General features: G+C 34.0%; 12 protein-coding genes. 3 read left to right on the forward strand and 9 right to left on the reverse strand.

Features of this window, described 5'->3' with window-relative positions; translation table 11 throughout:
- Positions 1-179 precede the first annotated feature (179 nt).
- The 3 genes from EHE19_RS14235 to EHE19_RS14245 form a co-directional block, all read right to left on the reverse strand.
- Positions 180-3,533, reverse strand: coding sequence for an ATP-binding protein (locus EHE19_RS14235; protein WP_137696780.1), 3,354 nt, complete (start codon positions 3,531-3,533; stop codon positions 180-182).
- Positions 3,478-4,140 (reverse strand): DUF4194 domain-containing protein, encoded by a 663-nt coding sequence (locus tag EHE19_RS14240; protein WP_137696781.1) that lies wholly within the window; start codon positions 4,138-4,140, stop codon positions 3,478-3,480. The genes EHE19_RS14235 and EHE19_RS14240 overlap by 56 nt, the downstream gene beginning before the upstream one ends.
- Positions 4,141-4,449: 309 nt before the next feature.
- Positions 4,450-5,856 carry a Wadjet anti-phage system protein JetA family protein gene (locus EHE19_RS14245; protein WP_137696782.1) on the reverse strand — a complete coding sequence of 469 codons (1,407 nt, stop codon included), beginning with the start codon at positions 5,854-5,856 and terminating at the stop codon, positions 4,450-4,452.
- 653 nt (positions 5,857-6,509) lie between these two features.
- Between EHE19_RS14245 and EHE19_RS14250 the strand changes: the two genes are divergently transcribed.
- The 3 genes from EHE19_RS14250 to EHE19_RS14260 all read left to right on the forward strand — a co-directional run bounded on the left by EHE19_RS14250 (position 6,510) and on the right by EHE19_RS14260 (position 12,059).
- Positions 6,510-9,392 (forward strand): adenylate/guanylate cyclase domain-containing protein, encoded by a 2,883-nt coding sequence (locus EHE19_RS14250; RefSeq protein WP_137696783.1) that lies wholly within the window; start codon positions 6,510-6,512, stop codon positions 9,390-9,392.
- 129 nt (positions 9,393-9,521) lie between these two features.
- Positions 9,522-11,201, forward strand: a complete 1,680-nt coding sequence (locus EHE19_RS14255) for an MORN repeat-containing protein (protein WP_137696784.1) — start codon at positions 9,522-9,524, stop codon at positions 11,199-11,201.
- Positions 11,202-11,672: 471 nt separating this feature from the next.
- Positions 11,673-12,059: a DUF4280 domain-containing protein gene (locus tag EHE19_RS14260; RefSeq protein WP_137696785.1), complete on the forward strand. Its 387-nt coding sequence runs from the start codon at positions 11,673-11,675 to the stop codon at positions 12,057-12,059.
- Positions 12,060-12,098: 39 nt separating this feature from the next.
- Here EHE19_RS14260 and EHE19_RS14265 read toward each other — a convergent pair whose 3' ends face one another.
- From EHE19_RS14265 to EHE19_RS14290, 6 genes are all read right to left on the reverse strand, one after another.
- Complete coding sequence (locus tag EHE19_RS14265) at positions 12,099-12,629, reverse strand: hypothetical protein (RefSeq protein ID WP_137696786.1); 531 nt, start codon at positions 12,627-12,629, stop codon at positions 12,099-12,101.
- A 26-nt stretch (positions 12,630-12,655) separates the two neighbouring features.
- Positions 12,656-14,218, reverse strand: a complete 1,563-nt coding sequence (locus tag EHE19_RS14270) for a bromodomain-containing protein (RefSeq protein WP_137696787.1) — start codon at positions 14,216-14,218, stop codon at positions 12,656-12,658.
- Between the two features lie 120 nt (positions 14,219-14,338).
- Entirely contained in the window at positions 14,339-15,532 is a 1,194-nt protein-coding gene (locus tag EHE19_RS14275) for a phage tail protein (RefSeq protein WP_137696788.1), read from the reverse strand.
- A gap of 158 nt (positions 15,533-15,690) precedes the next feature.
- On the reverse strand, positions 15,691-17,922 hold the full coding sequence (locus EHE19_RS14280; protein WP_137696789.1) for a putative baseplate assembly protein: 2,232 nt from the start codon (positions 17,920-17,922) through the stop codon (positions 15,691-15,693).
- Between the two features lie 133 nt (positions 17,923-18,055).
- Positions 18,056-21,058, reverse strand: coding sequence for a baseplate J/gp47 family protein (locus tag EHE19_RS14285; protein ID WP_171003518.1), 3,003 nt, complete (start codon positions 21,056-21,058; stop codon positions 18,056-18,058).
- Between the two features lie 37 nt (positions 21,059-21,095).
- Positions 21,096-21,494: a GPW/gp25 family protein gene (locus EHE19_RS14290; RefSeq protein ID WP_137696791.1), complete on the reverse strand. Its 399-nt coding sequence runs from the start codon at positions 21,492-21,494 to the stop codon at positions 21,096-21,098.
- Between the last annotated feature and the right edge of the window lie 2 nt (positions 21,495-21,496).

The raw sequence follows: 21,496 nt of genomic DNA on the forward strand, positions 1-21,496 counted from the left end.
GTAACATAATGAAATTTCATTTATAATCTGTAAAAATCAGGCTCATGAATGCTGTCTTAAATCATGATATTCCAAAGCATAAATGGTGTCCATTACTAAATGTCTAAGCAACCTTTTTTACATAACCTCCACAATTAAATTTCTCCCTATGCTCACAACAATTCCGCATCTGGACTCAATCATAATATTTCCTCTTCCCCCTCCACAACCAGCAGTTCTCCGAAATCCTTCTTTTCAAACTCCTGTATAGATATACGGTTCTTGTTTGGGTTGGCAAACACAAAGGTTTTGTCAACATTTTCCACATAGTTTTGTATCTTGTCATTTGTTGAACTGATAATTGCTTGGAAGCCCAGCTTTCTGATTAAGCCAATACAGCTTCCTACCTTTTCAGCATCCATTTTTGAAAACGCTTCATCAAGAACAACCAGCCTTGGAGTTGGTCTTCTTCTAATATTGGCCTTCAGATTTATCCTGTAAACCTGTGCAAAGCTTGCCAATAAAGCTACATACAATGGATTCTGACCTTCACCGCCTGAGTTCTTTGACAGCATTTTGCTAAGTCGCATTGGTGGCATACCATCAACTATCTGCTCCATATCAAAGGACAGATAAGTTCTGTAGTCAGCATATTTCTCCATGCTTGCCCTTGCTTCCTCCATTGCTCTTGAATCACTGTTTTCAGGAGGCATAAACAATTCTATCAATTCATTTATCAGTTCCTTATAATCCTGCTCATGCTTAGTGCTGAATAAATCCATCTGATTATCAATCTTTCCAGTGAGCTGATGGGGATTAATCTCTAAATTCTCGTCCATGAACATATCATAGAACTTACCATCCTCCCCTTGGTTCTTTGTGATAATAAACTTATACTTGTCCTTACCAAAATCCAGCTGAGCAAGTACCCTGTTCAAATCGTCCTTCTGCTGCATAACCTCTTTTATTGCATCTCGAATTTTATAAACAAAATCCGTCTTGAAATGGTAAACGGCCAGCTTAGCCTGCTCATTTGCCTTGTCCATATATTCATTAAGCTTTTCACTGCTAAGAGTCTCAAGCAATTGGTCATACACGTCATTATCCTTACAGGTAAGTGAAAAGCCTCGGTAAGCATATTGGTTTTTGTAGATTTCTCTCATTCTCACCAATTTATCATATTCCTCACCCGACTTAACTTCGCTGTCATGCTTTAGAGTTAATAAAATATTCTTAACATTCTCTATTTTTGAAGATGAATGTCCCCTCATAAAGCTGCTAAATGCTTCTTCTCTATTATTATCAAAAACAAAGGCTCTTTTCTTTTGAACTAATTCCTCACTCAATGAAATAATGATATTTTTAAACTCCAAAACCTCTCTGCTTTTAGTAATCAGTTCTAATCTAGCCGACTCCTTCTGCTTGCTTTTCTCACTAATTGCAAGTTCTAGCTTAACTTTCTTTGCTTTCCATTCGTCTATGTTTTTTTCTTTTAATTCATTAATTTTTCTAATGTATTCCTTCTTTTGCTCTTCTTTTATTTGAATTTCTTTAATTCCCTGCAGCTGCTTATCATAGTAGTCAATTTCCTTGGAAAAAGACTCATAGCCTAATACTTCAACAATTTTGCTTAATTGCTGATCCAGAGGTCTTTTTTCAGACTGTAATTCTGATAAATCCTGTTCAAGCTGTCGCAGTCTTCTTTCAATTGCATTTCTTCCAATGTAAGCATATTCCGTATAATTGCGAGGGTTAATGTGCTGCAGCTTATACCCCTGATAAAGCACACAATCGGGGGTAATTCCACTCTTGTTTTCTCTGAGTTCTTCAATTGTACTGCATTTAATCACTGCACCCATTAGAAAATCAATATATGCTCTTGCATAATCAATTGCTGTTTCTACTTCTTCTGCAAGTGACTTATCTAACATTGGCTTAGCATCTCTAAGTACCTTCTCAGTGTCAATTATGGCCACCTTGTAATATTTTTTAGGATTTAGTTCTCTGTATATTTCCATTGCATGTTTTACATAATCAGGGTGAACAACCAGAGCCAGCTTATTATTGCCCATATAGCCCTCTACAGCATTAAGCCACTTTTCGTCCTTTATCTCTATAACATCTGCTAAAATGTCTACGCTAATTGGCTTCTCGTAGTGTTTTTCCAGTTCAGCTGTTATGTAATCCTTAGCCTCAAGCAAATAGGAAGGATATGCTTTCTGACCATTTTTCAACGTCTCAATCTGCTTTGTAAGTTCAGCAATAGCCTTTTTTAATTCATTAATTCTTGAGGAAAGTTCTGACTTATCCTTTTCAAACCCAGTTCTAGCGCTGGTAATAGCTGATTGAATATTTTCAAGCTGTTCACGGCTTACAGAATAATTATTAAAATTCTCTATGCCCCTGCATACTGATGCATCTAAAATATCATCTGCTAACCATTCATTTAATCCATTGGCAATCCTGTCATATTCAGCTTTATTACTGTTTAGCAATTCCAGAACCTGATTTAATGAGTTTAACTCTGCCTCTAGATGCTCATATCCACTGCTTTTGATTGAACTAACCACTTCATCTCTCTGGTTTTGCAAGTCCCTAAGCACTTGCTCTACAGAATTAACTGTTTTCTCTAAATCCAGAATATCCTCACTATACTTTTTCTGCTGAATTTCAATTCTTTCAAGCCTATTTTCAATTGATTGTATATCCAACTTGTCATAATTGTACTGATATTGAATAATTTCATTCCAATATGTACGGTATACCTGAAATTGATTGTGAATACCCGTCAGAGCCTCTATTTCATTTCTAGTGTCCTCTAGTCTTCTTTTCAGCCTGATGTATTGTGCCACACTGTCCTGCATGTCCTCAATATGGATATCATTTTCAGTGCATATATAGTTTTTGACGAAATCCTCTAATTTCATATCCATTTTAAATGGAATAGCTTTTTTAAATAGCGACGGGAAATGCTTTGGGTGTAGCCCTCCAAAATAATTGCTGTATAATTCATTGCGGAATTTTTCATTTGTTCTGCTGAAATAATAATCCTCTTTTGCAAAATTGTCTCTGATATATTCCTTCAGTTCATTAATTGAATTAGTCTTTTCTCCGCTGCGATAGCGGTTTTCAAGTAATTCTCCCGTATGCCAGAAAAACATATGATTAACACCATTTGATGCAACATCAACATCAAAAACCACTCCAATGCTTTGATGCTTCAAGGTTTCAGAATCTTGAAACTCTAACACAATTGTAGAAGAAAAATTCTTGTTTCTCAGATAGCTTATATAATTGTTTTCCTGAACTACCTTCATTCCTCTGAGGTACTCTATTAAAGTTCGGTCAGAATCTTCTTTAGCTGCTTTATTGAAAAAGGAACGTCCATTACTGTCAGCATATAATATTATTTGCAAAGCATCTAAAACAGTGGATTTACCACTTCCTGAATGTCCTGTAAAAAAGTTTATTTCTTCATTAAAGCTGATTAGCTTTTCATTAATGTAATGCCAATTGTTCAGACACATCTTCGTCAGTACTTGAAATCGGCTCATTGTCTGTATCCTCCTCTTCCTCTTGATACTGCTGTATAATGCCTTCAATTGCCTGTCCGTCAAATAGAAGATTAACTGTAGGATATATTATGAATTTTGTATCCCCGTCCAAATCTCCAATATCATCAATAATCTCTATAACCTGATATTTTCTAAGAGCAGCAATTGTTTTTCTCACTTCTGTAGGAGAAATAGACTTACTGTTCCACAGACGAAAAAGCTGTATCTTGTCATAAACTTCATTAAGAGTTGTGTATACATATATTGAATTAGAAGCTGTGTTCATCTTCTCATCAAATATTAGCTTCAGCAATAAAATAAATATAGTAGTCAGCCTGCTCAGTTTATCACCCTGTAAATTCTGAGTTCGTATAAAAATAATTCCGAACTGCCTATTTTCTACTATTTCAACATCTGCAATTTTAAAATACTCTCTAAGAAAATCCAGATGTCTTTCGCAAGTTCGATACAGTTTATTGGGGATATACCGCTCTGTCTTTTTGTCATATTTTCTTTCCAGCATAAAGGTCTGGCTTTGCAGAGCTTTTATTGCCTCTGTCAATTCATTTTTCTCTTCGTCTAAAAGTTCTTGGTAATATGGAAACATTAAATTATCCTCTCTGTAATTCTTTTAACAATACTTTTATTTGCACAATCTGTTTATAAGGCAAAAATTATAGACACTTAGCAATGGGCAGTTGAGTTAGAAATAATTGCACAGATTATTTGCTGAGACGAAGCCTTTTTGCCGAAAAAACGACACGATGTCGGTTTTAGCACACTATGAACCATGGATGGTGAATGTGAGACGGCATAAAAGCTGAGATGAAGCACTACTAATCTTTGCAATTATTTCGTAAACAACCATTGATAATTCTACCGCACCAATATATTATAATGTACGAAGTTTGGCCCCTTACCCTGAACTGTCATTGAAATTCTTTTTAAATATAATATCAGGGTAAGTGTAATTTCCATTTGTAATGGCAGCCTTCTCACCCGGCACTACATGAAAAGGGCTGTTTTTACGGATACTATAATCATAAGCTAGAATAAGCAATTCAAATTGCTCATCATTTTCAATTAAATGCTCTTTTGTAGAATATATCCCGTTGTCCATTTGGCTTAAAATGAACTGCTCAATCTGTGCTTTGCTGTACCTGTTTTTATTTCGGTTAATTCTCAGAATTTCTTCTTTTGACAGTTCCTTTTCAACTTCCTCTTCAACTTCAACAGTCTCTTCAAAAACCTTGTGCTTGCCTCTCTTTTTATATAAGGAATCGGCAGAAATAATGGTATGGTCATTTATACGAATTGCTGCTGCCACTTGATTAAGCATCTCATTATTGTTTTCACTTGACAGTAGATTGAGCAACGCAATCACATTTCCCTGCATACTGTCATCATTGCTTAACAAATACTCTAAACGGCTTACAGTTGCCCGCACGTATTTGCTATGCTCTGTATCAATATGGGCAATTCTATTCTCCATGTTAATAATTCCACGCTCAATCTCATAAATTAAATCCAAAAATTCATTTTCAATGTCTTCTTGTTTTATGCCTTCTGCTAACATTTTTTGTTCTAATAAATGCAGCCTTCCTTCATCCTCTTGGATTAGCCGCAGCAGCTTTTTAATATCATTTTTGTAGATATAAAAGTTGTCGCTAGTTTTTAAAAGACTATATTTTTTATTTACAATAGCTTCAACATACACATCAAGGTGCTCCTGCAAAAGTTCTTCATAATTTTCCTTTTTTAATAATGATTCAAAAAATTCATCCATATTGTGAAGCATGTCCTGTAAGGCTCTATTAAGCCTTGTTGTATTTACCTTTGCTGTCTTCAGCAACTCAATTCCAGCCTTGTTATCATAATAAAAAGAGTATATATTGGTATAAATATTCTGTATGTAAATATCTGTTTCACTTGAATCGGGATTGGCTAACTTTTTGAAAACCTCAATAAAAGCAGATGCATAATCTGGTATTACAATATTGGTTTTAAAAGAACTGTAATCCTCTACTTTCTTCAGCCAAGTAAAACGCAGCAGTCTATTCAATATTTTAGTTGCCATTGGCTCTGCAATTGCGTCCACATCTTTAAGACTTTCAAAATCCAGTTCTTCATCATCCGCTGTTATATCAATAATCCTATCCGAAAAATGCTCTGCAATAAGCTGTATACAGGTTTCCTTGGTCAAAAAATAATCGTTATACAAATATTCATCGTATATAACCATCAATGCTTCCATATAAATATATCGATTTTTAGAATGAAACAAATGCCAGAATTGCTGCGATATTTTTAAAATTTCTTTCATTTGGTCTCCTTATTGGGGTCTCCTTATTGCAATTATCCCTTGCAAACCTAGTGTAAAATACTGAGTCTTAAATTAATTAACTACATTTGAAATATTTATATTAATTGCTCATTTTATTCAACTATCATATATAAAGTCTATTGGTGCTAAAAAAACACCACTTGTAATTATAACACTGTATCAATTTTATTGAAGATAAAATATTAAAAATATTAAAACAAAATTTCTGTATACCCATCTATTACTGCTATATGCAATAAATAGTACAAAGTAGTAATATATCTAATTACGAGGCTAAGTTAGAAATTGATGCTAGAAATAATAGGTGAAGAACAAGTATTGCAGCCGACACAGCAAAAGTAAAGTAGCGGTGAGTATTAATCCGAGACAAGGAGGCCTTGATTATACTGTCGGCGGAAGTACTTGTTCTTTACAGTAATTATTTCAGCGTCATTTTCGTGAGCGAGCAATAGATATATATTGCACAGGAGTACTATTTAAGTATGTATTTACTTCTTGCATAGATATATATCAAAAAAACATTGACGAATATTTGCTATTTTAGTATCTTAATAGTATATTTAAATTGTAAATAAATGCAATAATAGAATAAAAATACGAGTTTGCAAAATCAAAATAATTAGGATGGTAAAATGAGAAGTAAAATAATTTTGTTCACATTGCTTATGTCAGTATTATCTTTAACTATCATCTGCTATTTTCTTAATAAAGATTTAGTATTAGATACTTTTACTGACTACTCACCTACAAATGAAATTTATTTTAAATCCCCGCTTAATAACAGTATTAAATTTTCAGATATATCCTTTGCTACATCAGATACTCAGAAAAACATGTATGCCATTGACAATAATCGTAACAAGATTATGAAAATTGATTCTAGTGGTAATCTAGTATTTAAGCTTGATAAGGATAGTATAATGCCTTATTTGAATGATAATGCTAACATTTCTGCAAATCCCATTAAAGAAATTATTTATAATATTGTAGATTTTTCAGTGGATGAAAATCAGAATTTGTATATTCTTGTAGATTGCTTTGGTATTCACGGTCGCTATGTTCATTACAGTTTATTATTATCCTATAACCCCTTTGGCAAGTTTAACAGAGAGGTATACTGCGAAATATACGATGAAAAATCATCTCCAATTTCAGTAGGCAGACTAAAAGGACTTCAGGTAAAGAATGGTTTTTTATATTTCTACATAAAAAATGTTGAAGACAGCAGAGCAAAAATTAAAAAGTACAACTGTGAAACCTTTACTTTTGAGAATTGCGATAGTGATATTAATTTGAACTATATAGCTGACATCATTGGAACAGATACGGATATAAGATATATTTCTACAACACAGGGTAATATTTTTTCAATGGATACTAACGGAAACTTCAATTTGATATATCCTTCCGACAAAGTTAGTAATCAAAGGTATATTCCTTTCAATCTATACAAGCATAATGATGATTTATTATTTTGTGACAAGAATACAAATAGTATTATCCGAATAAAACCTGACGGGCAACCCGAAACTCTTTATTCCTTAAATTTTTTGCGAAAGTATGATAATGACCAAGCATCCTTTTTTGATATAAGAAGTATAGGTGTAAATTCTGATGGAAATATAATGGTTGCAGCTTCTGAAATACCCAAAGATTCTGATAAATCAATAAATACCCTTACAATTATGACCCTTGAAGGAAAAGTACTGCAAACAATAAATCAAGCCAAATTTTCTGCAAAGGACATATTCCTGCATATGCTTATATGTCTTTTGGCCATATTAGTACTTTTGTGCATACTTTACTTATTTATAAAGCTGGTAAAAAACGTACTTCGCAAAAAATTATGGCTAAAGTTGTTATCAATACTGTTACCTGTAATGATACTAACATTAGGATTTTCTGGAGTACGGATTTATACTTCCCTCAATCAGGATATTATTGAAAGTGAAATGAATAATAAATTAAAGCTTATTGTTCATTCCGGAGTTCAGCATCTTGATGTAGAAAAGTTTAATGCTATAAAACAGCCGTCCGACTACATGAATAATGATTATAACGAGTTATGGCAATATATTTATTTATCTATTGAAAATAATAGAAATGGAAATTTAGATACAGAATCTGAATACATAAAATCCCATGTTGATTCAAGCGGAATAACCATTGCGCTATATAAATATGAATCTGGAAAGCTATTCACTTGTATTGACTTTGGTAAAAACACCATGCCTTTTACCCCTATAGTGAATAATAGATATTTTATTCCTGAAAATATGAAAGACACAAAAGCAGTAAATATATCTATATATAATGAAAAGAACACCAAATTTGCTGTCACACCTATCTTTGATGGTGACGGTAAAACAGTAGGCTTCTATCAGGCAAGTTTAAATATGGAAGGTATACAGCTCCAAGCTCTGCAATTAATCAATCAAATAATTTATATCATGATTGGGGCAGTAATTATTTTCACAATTATGATGTACTTCTTGATAAGGAAATTGTTAAAACCTTTGAAGGAACTTGAAGAAGGAGCTAATAAGCTGGCAAATGAGGAATGGGATACAAGGCTGTCTGTTAGAACTCAAGATGAGATAGGAAAATTATGCAATACATTTAATGATATGACAGAGTTTATTAACAAATATAGGTCTGCTTCAGATAAATTTGTTCCTAGTTTGTTTTTAAAAAATATTGGATTAGATAATATAACAGAAGTAGAACTTAGCGGTATAAAAAAAGACGATATGAGCATATTGTATTTAAGTATTCGATCCTTCTTTGACATGGAGGAGGCTAAGATACCACACGATAGCTTTGAATTAATTAATAAGCTTCTTGGTATTATGGGACAAGTTGTAAGAACTAATGATGGATTTGTAAGCCAGAGTTTTGGAGCAAATTTAATAGCAGTTTTCCCAAGAAGCGCAAGTGATGCTCTAAAAAGTGCTGTTGAAATAGAAAAAGAAATGCTAAAGCTAAATATAAGCCGAAATAAACAAGGAAAAGAGTCAATTGATATTGGAATCGGAATTCATAAAGGCTCAATTATGATGGGTATTGTAGGAGAAAGCGAGCGAATGGAAGCTTCAGTTGTATCCTATGTGGTAAATCAGGCAAATGAATTAGAAAATCTGGCTCGTAAGCTTGGTGCCTCTATCCTTGTAAGTAAAAATGTTATTACTGACATGGATGACTCTCTGAAATACAAAAACCGTTTTGTCGGAAAATTCAATATTGGTGAGGTTTTAGAGGTTTATGATGTATTTGAAGGAGAAGAAGATTTCGTGAAAAGGCTTAAAGAGGACACTAAGGAGTTATTTGATGAAGGAGTTTCTCTTTACCTTTCTGGCAAATTCAATAATGCAAGAAGAAATTTTGTGGAAGTAATAAAGCAAAACCATGATGATATAGCTGCAAAATTATACTTTTTTGAGTGTGACAAATTAAGTGAAAAATATCAGTCAGATGAATTACTAAAGGACTGGAATGGAGTTTTAAAAATAAAATAGATAAATCAACTTTCAAAGTTGATTTTATAGGTGTAGGATAATTATCGGATTAGATATTTCCCCTGCACCGAAGACGTTTTTAAATTGATTAACTAATTTCTTTTGAGATTTACATAAGGGGTAATTACTATGCTGGAAAAAAACATACAAAAGTCTTTACCTATAACTAAAACAAGTTCTATGCTTTTTAAGGGAATATCTGAAATACCCATGAAGATTATAAGTTTTCCTGTAAAGCTTATTAAAGGAATTCCAAAAGCAGCAGGAAAGCTTCTAATGGCAAATGAACCTACAATAAAAAGTTATTTTAAGTTAGGCAGATATTATATACTGAAAAAGCTTGTTCTGCTTGTGGTAATGCTTTTAGCCATAATTGTGGTATCTGTTCCATTTATCAAGTACTTATTACAGAACTATGACTTCACAAAGGTTATAGTCTATGGTTCAACTTTACATAAAAATTATGACGGCAAAGCAAGGCTTGTTTCATATGATACAAATGGAGATAAAAATACCACTTATATCGGTGAGTTTAAAAATGGCAAATACCAAGGTAATGGCACAGAATATTATACAACTGGCAATGTAAAGTATACAGGCGAGTTTAAAAATGGTGAATATGATGGAACCGGCACTTTTTATTTAGAAGATAATACAGGTAACCTTTACTATAAGCTTTATAATGGTGATTTTAAAAGCAGTAACTATGATGGCAATGGCACAGAATATTTTAGTTCAGGCAAAATCAAATATGAGGGTGAATTTAAAAACAGCAAGTATGAAGGTAAAGGTGTAGAATATTTTGAATCAGGCGAAATTAAATACGAAGGTGAGTTTAAAAATAGCAAGTATGAGGGTAAAGGCGTAGAATATTATAATTCAGGCACTGTAAAATACGAGGGTGAGTTTAAAAACAGCAAATATCACGGAAATGGAAAGCTTTACTATTCTAATGGAAACCGTCAATATGAAGGAAGCTTTTATTTTGGCAGCTTTGACGGAATAGGTGTTAAATACTCAATTGAGGGTTACAAAGAGTATGAAGGCGGATATAAAAACGGAAATTATTCAGGTGAAGGAACTGAATATACTATAGACGGAAATGTCTTATACAAAGGTTTCTTTTCCGATAATAAATATAATGGAATTGGAACACTTTATAACCAAAAGCTTGGAGACATTTATAAAGGCTATTTTAAGGACGGTAATCCGTTTTATCAAGGGTTTCTCGGACTTTCTGATTCAAAATTGAAAGAAATTGTTGGCGAGCCTGACAAACCTTCTGATAATATATCTGGTGCATCATCTGAAACAGATATTAATGATATTTCCATTGATTCACTTTCCGCATATGCATCTACGTTTACCTCTAAAACTGCATATAATCCTGCAGCTTCAATTTCACCAGCATCAGCACCTATTATTCCAGCTTATTCACCGCTAGCTATATCTATGTCTGCTCCTACAGCTACACCAACAGAAAAAGGCACAGTCTTGAGTTATGAAAAGTACGCAATGGAGTTTATAATGGAGCCCTTATCCCCTACTCAAAAAACACCTGTGGTTCAAGTTGTGAGGGTATCAGGTAAAAACACCGTAGCAGGTATCTCCTGTGGAATTAGCTATAAAGATTTTAAAGATATCTCTGCAAATAAAGGAATAGAAATGTCGGTCTTTCGCAAGGTTGATAATTTCACAATTGCAGGTTTTAGAGAAAATGAATACATATATACACTGTACTTTAATAACGCAAACGACTCCTTGGATTATATAGAAATACAAGCGGAAGACCTCGGGGAAAGCAGTTAATGAATGCAATTAGCATATACTTCTCCCAACCATTTTAGGAAGATTAAGTGCAATAATACAATTTTATAATTATAAAATAGAAAACTTTTAATACTAAATAATTTGAACAGCATTTGCGGACTACATTCCATAGCTACATGTTCATATATGAAAACTGTAATAATATAAGCTTGATAAAGTTAGTATAAAATCTGATAGAGGAGGAAATAAGCCCATAGCAACATAATTGCCAAAATAAATAAAATTTCACAAAGGAACTGTTGTAAAACAACAATTTCTATATACCGATAATTTATTAAGAGAAATAGTACAAAGTAACAGTATATATCTAATTGCGACGCTCGGTTAGAAATTGATGCTATAAATAGTAGATGACGAACAAGTATTGTAGCCGACACATCATATTTTTTGTTTTACAACGGCCCTTTATGCATTCCTAATTTATGCTAAATGCTGGGCTTGTAAATTATTATGAGTTTTTTAGTTTGTGGTGGAGCACAGCTCCAATGCAGTTTCGGTGCAGCTCCCTCCTGCCTTACTGTGCTTCCAAAAAGTAAGGTTATGAGTCCTATGCCTGCTGCCAATATAATGGATAATGTACCAATGGTAAATATTCTTCCCTTCGGGATGTGTAGCTCACTTACAAATCCAACCGTTGCGTCAGCAACATCAGCTGCACTGGGTGTATTAACCCCGATGCCATGTGTTCCTGCAATATCTGCTCCTTGGGCCCCCGGTTCACCCACGGTACTTTTAGCAAATTTTCCTGCTTTAAATAATAGTTCAAAGCTTATGTGCATGTGGGGCGGAGTTATACAAATCCTTTCACCCGGTCAAACAGCTATTAATGTGCCGTAAAACAAACGGCACAACGGTGTTTTTATGTATAAAATTACTCTAATTTACATTATCATAATTATTCCCTGTCTCTTTTCGCTGAAGAACTTGTTCTTTTAACATATCTATTGCCTGCTGTGCATCACGTTCATCATTTCTTTCATCATATTTCTTAGCTTTATACTTTACACTATGCACTCCTTTACCTGCATGGTTATGTTTTTGTCTACTAAGGTCGCGCCCAGTTGTCTCACACATTGCCTCTTCTTCAGGCGTCAATTCGTATTCTGGGTTTTTGGTTTCTCTTCTTCTCATTTGGTAAACTTCAGCCTTTTCTCCTAACATTAACTGTGAATCAGCACTACTTCCAATGGTACTCTGATTCTGTATAGCCCCTACTGCTGTTAATGATTGTAGTTCTTTGCCTGCCCTCTGAATAGCAGACATTGGATAATCAGCTTTCATTTGAAAAGTTCTCTTTGAATTATCTAACTTTGCAGCTTTACTATTTTGTTGCCTTAATTGACATCCTTTTAATTGATGAGTACGATCTGATTTTCCATAATCAGCTTTCCCTTTATTTTCATACATGTCCTTCACTCCTTTTCCCTGGCAGCCTATTTCCTAAACGCCCACCAACGTACATTTATCCCCTGTAACTTCTTTTGCCTATGCTTTTGAGGTGGTAAACTTACACCAATTCTGAAGGTCCCTCTATTGGGATATAATATAACCCCGATATTTACTCCCACAATATCAGGTGCATACTCGCTGTCTTCAAATACCGTATTTGAGCCATAAAATATTTCACTATCATTATTTAAAATCCCGCTTAGTGTATCCTGATAATTCAGTTCAAGACCTGTTCCTATATATACTGGTCCAATACCAAGTTCATGGGATATTTCATTTTCAGTAAAATACTTGTTGCCCACCTTCTGAGCAGTATTAAAGTCAATATACTGAATTCCTGATGAATAAGTCTTTGCCGATGTTGCTGCAGTTTGCGCAAGAAATGCTCTTACTTCACCAATTAAATTTTGGTCATTTGAATATGCAGCATTCTTATCATGTTTTTTATCAAGATTATCCAACACCCTCATCAGAGGAAGAGATACAGCATATTCATCTGCCCTCACCCGTTCAACGTCTTCTATAGTATAGGAACTCTTGTATTTATAAATGCTAACTCTTGCAAGGCATATGGCATTTCCCTTAGTACTTAGTACTGCATCGTCATAGCTTCGATTGGAATATTCTTTTAATACTCTTTCCTTTAAAGATTCCACTATTATTTTGGGTGAATTTACAATATGTACTTCTTCTATGTATTGCCTGTCACCAATTGAAATCTTTATTTTCCCATCTTTAATTCTAATTTTGCTTGACTTGTTGTCGAGAGTTTCCTTAGCCCTTACAAGACATTTATAGCTTTGCAGCCACTCCTTATTCTTTAAGCTTTCAGAATAAGATACCTTAAAGCCGTCTTTCTCTACAGGCTCAAATTCTTCACTTTCAATTTCATATTCCAATCTGACTGCATCAGAGAAATATCCCTTTTCAACTGTTACAACAATTTCAAATACATCACCGGGATTAACAAATCGCGGTACAGTTTGCCATACCTTTAATCGCTGTGACTCCTTTACTGTTTTGGTTTCTTTTATGTCTTCCACAACACACAGAAGCTTTTTGTCCTCTATCAAATTATATAATCCGAAATCAGAGGTATCAGGGCTTTCATCAGATAAAAATATTTCACAGGAGTCCTTTACCAAATTATGTTCTTGTTTGTTTTCTAAAACAGAGTTTACTACATCCTTTTCTTCCTCTTTATATTGAATACAAAGATAAAGATCCTTCATAAACTCCTCGTTTTCTTCGTCTTCAAATTTATTGAGCTCAGCTGTTATTATTCCTTTATCCATAATAATATTTTTTTCAAGAATAACCTCTCTGCCTGAGCTGTCAATTGCAATACCTTTCTCGATTGAAATGGTTTTATCATCAATTTTAATTACTTGAAGACCGCATACTATTCCTCCTCCAAAGAAAAGCCTGTTTAGCAGTCTGCGTTTATCATTAAAATATTTTTGTTCCGTTTCAAAGTCTCTAGTAGTCATCAGCTTTCCCTTAAAATATCTATTGCGTTCAAAGCTGCTGCTATTAATATCATCCATCAAAAGTATCCCCTCCTATATGGTAAATAACTGAATAATTTTATGTTATGAATTTCTATCTTAAGTTCTTCATCCTTTTACAATTTGCACTTAATTATTGATAAGTCAATTTATCATTACCTACTTAAGTTCTTCATCCTTATCTATAAGTATGTTGTTAAAAAGGTTTGAAGAATCTTCATCTAAACGTATTGTGGGGAGGCTGGAAAGCGTTGTATTATAACCTAGATACGTATGCGAATCAAGGTAAATTAGCGGCTGAAGTATGATTAGCTTTGCCTTTGTAAATGCTGGCTTTTCTTCATCTAAAAGCTTTTGCAACGCTATCTGCTGCTGCACAGAAGGCACACAATCCGCTCTCACAATAACACAAAAGGTATATGGATCCATAGTATAGAGTTCATTATACAAATCTATCAATTTGGGGTTTTTTTCTATATTTTTTATCTGAAAATGCTCCACAATTATTGGCTTGCTGCCTGTATATATCTCTACTATATCTATAATAGACTGCTTTGTACCCCTCTTTTTATAAATCTCAGGCGCTCTTTCTATAAGCTTTCTTAATTGCTGTTCTCCCCAGCTTTCATCAACCTTTATAGATAACCATGATGCAAGCCATTTAAGATATTCTCCATCAACACAATCTATATCAAATAATCTCGATACATTTGCGATGTTTTCCTCCATATCGCTCATAATGCTGCTGAATATTGACAGAAACCGTTCAAGAAAATCGCGGCTTTTTTCATCACTGCTATATGCGCTAGGCAAATAATCTAAGTAAGACATTCTTGGGTAGTAAATCCTTGCCTTTTTTATGCAGGGATTATTAATTTTGTTTCCTTTAAACTCCACTTTAAACCAAAAATATCTTCCCTTAGCCTTGTGCAATAATATATCAGATGGTCTTGTAATGGGCCAAAGCCAAGGCATAAAAAGTTCCCCAAGCTTCTCCTTAAATTCACTTCCTGCAAAAGCCCATACTTTCTCAAGCTCATTTCTTCTGTTTGGATACGTGTTATCCATTATCAGCATATCAATGTCATAGCTTTTGCCATCAATATTAATAACCTTTTCATCCGATGCAAAATAATATAGCTTAATATCACCTTCTTTATATGTATCGGTTTCAAGCACCATTCTGTGCCAAAGCATTTCACTTTCAGTGCTGTCTATTCCTAGTGAATAATAAACACCCTCATAGCTGCCTTCTTCTAATTGTATTCCATTGTCTGCTATATGTATATTTATGCCAAATCCTTTTTGCCATTCATTTTTGTTCATAGCAAAAAACTTAAACTCATCATACATTTTTCATACATCCTTCATTCGCCCTTTTACAGGAAATTAATAAACAACTTTCACAGTTAAATGCAAATATTAATAATATCACTATAAGTGTGGTGGCATCCTCAAATGGTAAAACCCATAATTCCTGCCGCACCAAATAGATTATTTTGCAAATTGAGTCATACTTTTGTCTTATTAATTACATGTATTTTATGCTCTCCTGAATACACAATCGCATGAGGATGCAGCCTTATATCTCCACCACTGTCAATTTCAGCCGCACGCCCCTCAAATTGAATTTTAAGATCTCGAACATATTCTACACCCTCTATTTGCTTTATTCTTCCGTAAATATCTCCTTTGTACACTGTTCTGCCAAAGTCCCAGCCCTCTGAAGCTTCTCCGCTTCCAACGGGGGACAACATCTCCTTTAAAGCATCCTTTACTTTCTGGCTATTTAGGTTGATATGCTGTTCAACAACCACTGTAGCACTAACTGTAATCTTCACATATTCAGGTGGAACAACCTCTAACTCTGTTGTAATCAGCCTGAATTTGTCAAGATGCCTTCTCATATTCTCAAGAAAGGCTTTACTTGGCAAAGGCTTTTCAGCTGTACTGTATGGAACTGCTACAATACAAACCTTTGCTTCAACATGATTAGTTGGATATCCCTTGAGCCCCGGTTCATAAAGAGGAATTGCTTTTACCTTTGCTACACGTAATCCAGGAGTCATTTTAGCTATTTCCTCATAATCCTCGCAGGTAACAGCTTTATAAAGCTTTTTAAGATCCCTTCTTGCACGCTGCTTTGCGTCCTGAATAGACTCTTTATTCTTTCCACCTTCTGCGGGAGTACTTTTAAGCACATTAATATCCCTCAAGCTATCAATTTCAGAATATATCTCATTAATTTCATTTGTCTTTACGTTACCTTTTTCCATACCACCTGTTTGACATGATATTATTGATATATTATTAATGCCTAGGTTTTGAGGGATAGCACCTCTTTCATTATCTCCGAAAATAATTTCTCCTGTATCATCATTTAAAATATAATGCTTATCAGTAGGAGCTGAACTATCAAAGCTGTCAACCCTTACCCAATCCTCCCAACATAAGCTGCTCATTCCTTTTGGCTTTCGTCCCACTTGTATTTTAAAGCTATCGGGAATTATATCTCTTAAGTTTGTTTTAATCCTTTGATTTGGTAATCCATTACTCTCAGCAATCAAAGCCGTTTCATAAAACGAATTTGCACAGGTAATAAAACGTATATTATCAATTCCTTCATTAGGGATTTTCCCATTTTCACCGTCACCAAATAAAATAACACAATTATTATTAATAAAATCAAAACTCAGTTCAAAATGCTTGTCCGTTGGTTCAGATTTTGCAAGGCTGTCAACTCTCTCCCAGTTAACCCAAACCTCATTGCCTTCGATTATTTTCCTTACCTGTATATTGCATTTACCTGTTAAGGCAATATGGCTTGAGTAAATATACTTTTGATTAGGTTTTCCTGTTGATGAAAAATGATAGAAATCGCATAAAGTATTCCTATGTATCGCTTCTACTGTATTAAATCCCAATTCACAAAGCTTTGGTGCAATTTCATACCCTCCCTCTTCTACAATGCAGCAAAGCCAATACCTTTCAGCTTCTGGTGAGTACTCAAGCTGTAATGGCATCATAGGTTTGTCAATGCTAAAATACAGCTGTCCCTTGAAATGCAGATTATATGTACTGTCCTTAATAATGTTTACATTTCTCCATTCATATCCATCATAATATTTCCATAAAAGCTTTGCCGATGGAATAAACTCACCCTCATTAGGAATTACTGCTGGTACAGGATAATCCTCAAAAACATTTAATGAAATATTAATATTAGTCCCTTCTGGCAAAGCTTCATTCAAACCAATATACAGCCTGCTTCCTTTTTTAGCCTCATTTCCGAATGGATAAAAGGCTGTTCCCCACTCATTGTTTTGCTCAGTATAATCCCATGTCTGATTTTCATAGACAGATAGTACCTTTTCAATTTTTGCTGACAGTAATAAATTCCCCTGTATTGTCTCAAAAATCTCATCCCTAGCACCTAATGGTGTTCCTAAAGGTATAAAGGTATTTTTCAAAACATTATCAAATGTCACATATGATTTAGCCATTTCTGCGCTTTTAGGCTTTATTCCTAATAACTTTAAAAATTTAAGTTCATTTCTAGAGGTTACTCTATCAAGGTAATACTGCTGCATTTCAATAAGCCATGCAAAAAGTTCAATAAGTGTAATTCCGGGATCGTGGTGATTTTCATCTGTCCATTCAGGAATTAATCCAGGAATCATTTTTTTTGCACTTTCAACCATATCTTTAAATGTGCGATCATCAAGATTAATTTGTGGAAGCATTACGATATACACCTCCAGTTCTATGTATTATTTGCTCAAATCTCTCATATAAAAATAACTAATAATTCTACCTCACCAAATATTACTAAATTTTAAGCAGTGTCTTCAACTACAATGCTTGAATTATCTAAAATTACCTAGTGACAGATTTTACTTCAATATTGTGTTCTCCGCTATATACTATACCGTAAGTATAGTGTTCTAATTCTTCCAATCCTATATTTCTTCTTTTACCGTCCTTTACTAAACTGACAGATAAAACTGCTTTTTCCACATAGCTTACACCTTCAATTGATTTCAGAAGTGGGTAAATTACCGATTCATGCGGAAACTGTCCAATTTCCCATCCCTTATTATCTATATTTCCTTCTAATGGGTCTAGGAACTCCTTAAGCTTATTTTCAGCTTCAATTTCAATAGGAACAACCATTTCCATATTATTTGTTATAACCACAGCAAATATTGAATATTCTAGCTTTACAGCTTCTATTACATGAATTCTTCCCGGAAGTGCCATTGTTGCTGAACAACGCTTTGCAATATAGCTTTCCACCTGTTCCTTTGTTATAATAAATGCTTCTTCGCCCAAGTCGCCTAGATAAACAGCTATAGTTATATGCCCTGTTTCAGCCGAACTATTCTCATTAGTGCAGGGCAGGCATCTAACTTTTTTAATATTCCTTGCTGCTTCCATAGCGAGGTATTCAAAATCTCCTGTGGTTACAGCTTTATTTCTATGCTTTATAATTTGAGGCCATCTATTAATAGCTTCTTCGTTTGTCTCAGCTTCATGACCTCCAAATGACGGCTTCGGATTAAATACCTTTTCAACAAAAGCAATTCTATGATAAGAAACTGAAATGCTGTTTGCATCCACGTTTCCTTTTTCACCGCCACCTACAAAATATTTAACCTTTACACCGTGAAGTCCGCTCTGAACTGGTTTTGCCCCATTCTTGCCATCTCCAAACTGAATTTTTCCGCTAGCCCTATCTATAACATAATGCCTATCCTTTGGAGATGAATCAGCTAAATTGTCGGTTGATGTCCATTTAACCCAAAACTCATTTATTTCTCCTGTGTAATCCTTTATTACCTCTATACTCTCCGGCATTTTTTTCAAAAGTTCGTCCATTTCCTCAGCACTTAACTTGTTTATTTCATTTACCCAAATCTCTTCTTGAATTACAGGACATCTTTTCAGTTTATATTCTCTTCCAAAAGTATCACAGCACTCAAGCAGTTCACCTACAACAGTTTCCTTTTGGGTTATTTCCATTGTATTAGTTAAAATGCATTCAACCTCTGGGAATCCCATTTTATTGCCAGACTCACGCAAAATTCTTATCCAATATAAACTTCTGCCAAAAATAGTCTGTTCTGCAAAGTCATCAGAGCTTGTAAACATAACTATCCCTGTACGTGTTAAATTATTTGTATTATCAAGAATGTCCAAACTTTGCCATCCATTATTCCCTAAATATTGCCAGTTCAATGCTGAAAGTTCCTTAAAATTTTTGTTATTGATAGAAAAAAAGATACTGATTGGGCCTTTTAATGGCGGAGCATCAAAGCCTAAATAAAACGCATCTGCAGGAGTATCAAATGCTCTAAAAGGTTTAAAAAGAGATTTATCATTTAAGATATTAAAGCTATTGTCCTCATACTCTAAATTATTATAGGTTACACATGAATTTACAGGAACAGCCGTTAAGAACTCAAATTTAAGCCTCAAATCCTCTATCCATGGTGAGTTGTAAATTGACAAAGGCGCATACTGATTTTTTATACTAACCACACGAGCTCTTATCCAGTAATTTGTATGATTATTTACAATAGTTTCGCATATATCCTCTGGACAATTGAAGCTAATAGATATTTCTTTAACTTCGTTATTTTCTCTATCATCTGTTTGGAATAACTCATCCTGATTTTCATTTAATGAAAGCTTAACCCAACCTCTTCCATTCCAATATTCCCAGTATACGCTTGTAATGCTTATTCTATAGGGTTCTGGCAAAATAAAATCGGACTTTTCCATGATTAACTTCCAGTTAATTTGCTTTTCCACTTCTTCATTAACTCTGTTTTCTCTAAACTTCAGTTTGAAGTTTAATGTGATTTGAGATCCTCTTTTTGATAATATTTCTTTACTGGATATGTAAAACATATCGTATACAGAAAAAATCTCTTTAAAAGGATAAAACCCTTCTTTATTAAGTTCTATATCATTGCACATTACCATATCTGGTTCAAAGCCCTGCTTGTCTCCCATCATGAATGCTAATGCTTCTATAGCATCAATCTCAATATCCGCTACCTCATTGATATTTTTTATACTACATCTTATCCACTTATTTTTTATTCCTTGGATTTCATCCTCTACTATTTGTACGCTGTTTTCTTTATGTAATATAAGTTTTTTGCCTATTGCTTTTACATACTCAAATGTTTTCCATTCATCTTCACTTTTGTACATCCACTCTGTATTTGAACTGTCAGCTAGCCTTCTTGTAATATCCTCCTCTAAATATTTACTTGTACTATTCTTAAAATAAAGTTCAATTGTTGCGCTGCTTGACAAATTAAACATATTGTCATTAGCTATATAGAGGATATGCTGTTGTAAATTCAATTTATCTTGTGTAAAAAACAGTTTTTCTGGTATATCATTATCAGGCATGAAAAGCCCTTGTTTAACACTTGATATAGCATCTAATTCAGCGCACACATTATATCCATCTACAATATTTGCAGGTGTAACAATAAATGCCCGTTCTGTCTCAAATATAACCTTTTCACTTTCTGCTTTATTAGCAGAAAACTTCGTTCCAGCCGGAATCATTACTGACTCTGTTACTCCAGGAAGGAGTTTTGCTGTAATGTAAGCTCTTGCAGCAGTTGCAGGTAATGTACTTATTCCTAGCATGTTTAAAAATGCAATATAATTCTTATAGGGTACTTTTTTAAACCTGTCTATATTTCCCTTAAACATTTCTGCAAATATTAAAAAAAGTGCACTCCCAGCATCAGGGTTTTGTTTTGTATATCTCCACTCAGGAGTATAATAGTGAAAATTCTCTATCATTTTATCTATTAATTCCGTATAATCTTTTCCACCAATTGCAGGATACAAAACACTTACCTCCATTCATGCTCAATTTAATCTATTACTATCTTGAACCCTCTTCCAGATAAAAAGGATAAACCATATTATATCTATTGTTTGTTGAGCGCACTGTATAATTTATATCAATATTAATCTTACCGGGTATCTCTGTATCTTTATGTGCTTTTATATCTACATCTCCTACCCTTGGTTCCCAAATCATAATAGCCTCTCTAATGTCCTCTTCTATCTTTCTCATTGTAACTTCATCTGTCAGGTCAAATACAAACCGCCTTAGACCGCATCCGAAGTCGCTCTTCATAACACGTTCACCCTTAGAGGTTTGTAATATGATTGTTATTGCTTCCGATATGTCCTGTTCATTTTCAGACATCAGTATTCTTCCTGTATTTGGATTAACCTGAATAGGAAATTTCCAGCCTCTTCCCAAATAACTATCCATAA

It is taken from the genome of Ruminiclostridium herbifermentans, assembly GCF_005473905.2.
GTDB classification, from domain to species: Bacteria; Bacillota; Clostridia; order Acetivibrionales; family DSM-1351; genus Ruminiclostridium; species Ruminiclostridium herbifermentans.

Bases quoted from the DNA above. Each gene is read 5' to 3' on its own strand.
- EHE19_RS14235 (WP_137696780.1), bottom strand. From the start codon at position 3,533: ATGAGCCGATTTCAAGTACTGACGAAGATGTGTCTGAACAATTGGCAT.
- EHE19_RS14240 (WP_137696781.1), bottom strand. From the start codon at position 4,140: ATGTTTCCATATTACCAAGAACTTTTAGACGAAGAGAAAAATGAATTG.
- EHE19_RS14245 (WP_137696782.1), bottom strand. From the start codon at position 5,856: ATGAAAGAAATTTTAAAAATATCGCAGCAATTCTGGCATTTGTTTCAT.
- EHE19_RS14250 (WP_137696783.1), top strand. From the start codon at position 6,510: ATGAGAAGTAAAATAATTTTGTTCACATTGCTTATGTCAGTATTATCT.
- EHE19_RS14255 (WP_137696784.1), top strand. From the start codon at position 9,522: ATGCTGGAAAAAAACATACAAAAGTCTTTACCTATAACTAAAACAAGT.
- EHE19_RS14260 (WP_137696785.1), top strand. From the start codon at position 11,673: ATGAGTTTTTTAGTTTGTGGTGGAGCACAGCTCCAATGCAGTTTCGGT.
- EHE19_RS14265 (WP_137696786.1), bottom strand. From the start codon at position 12,629: ATGTATGAAAATAAAGGGAAAGCTGATTATGGAAAATCAGATCGTACT.
- EHE19_RS14270 (WP_137696787.1), bottom strand. From the start codon at position 14,218: ATGGATGATATTAATAGCAGCAGCTTTGAACGCAATAGATATTTTAAG.
- EHE19_RS14275 (WP_137696788.1), bottom strand. From the start codon at position 15,532: ATGTATGATGAGTTTAAGTTTTTTGCTATGAACAAAAATGAATGGCAA.
- EHE19_RS14280 (WP_137696789.1), bottom strand. From the start codon at position 17,922: ATGCTTCCACAAATTAATCTTGATGATCGCACATTTAAAGATATGGTT.
- EHE19_RS14290 (WP_137696791.1), bottom strand. From the start codon at position 21,494: ATGGATAGTTATTTGGGAAGAGGCTGGAAATTTCCTATTCAGGTTAAT.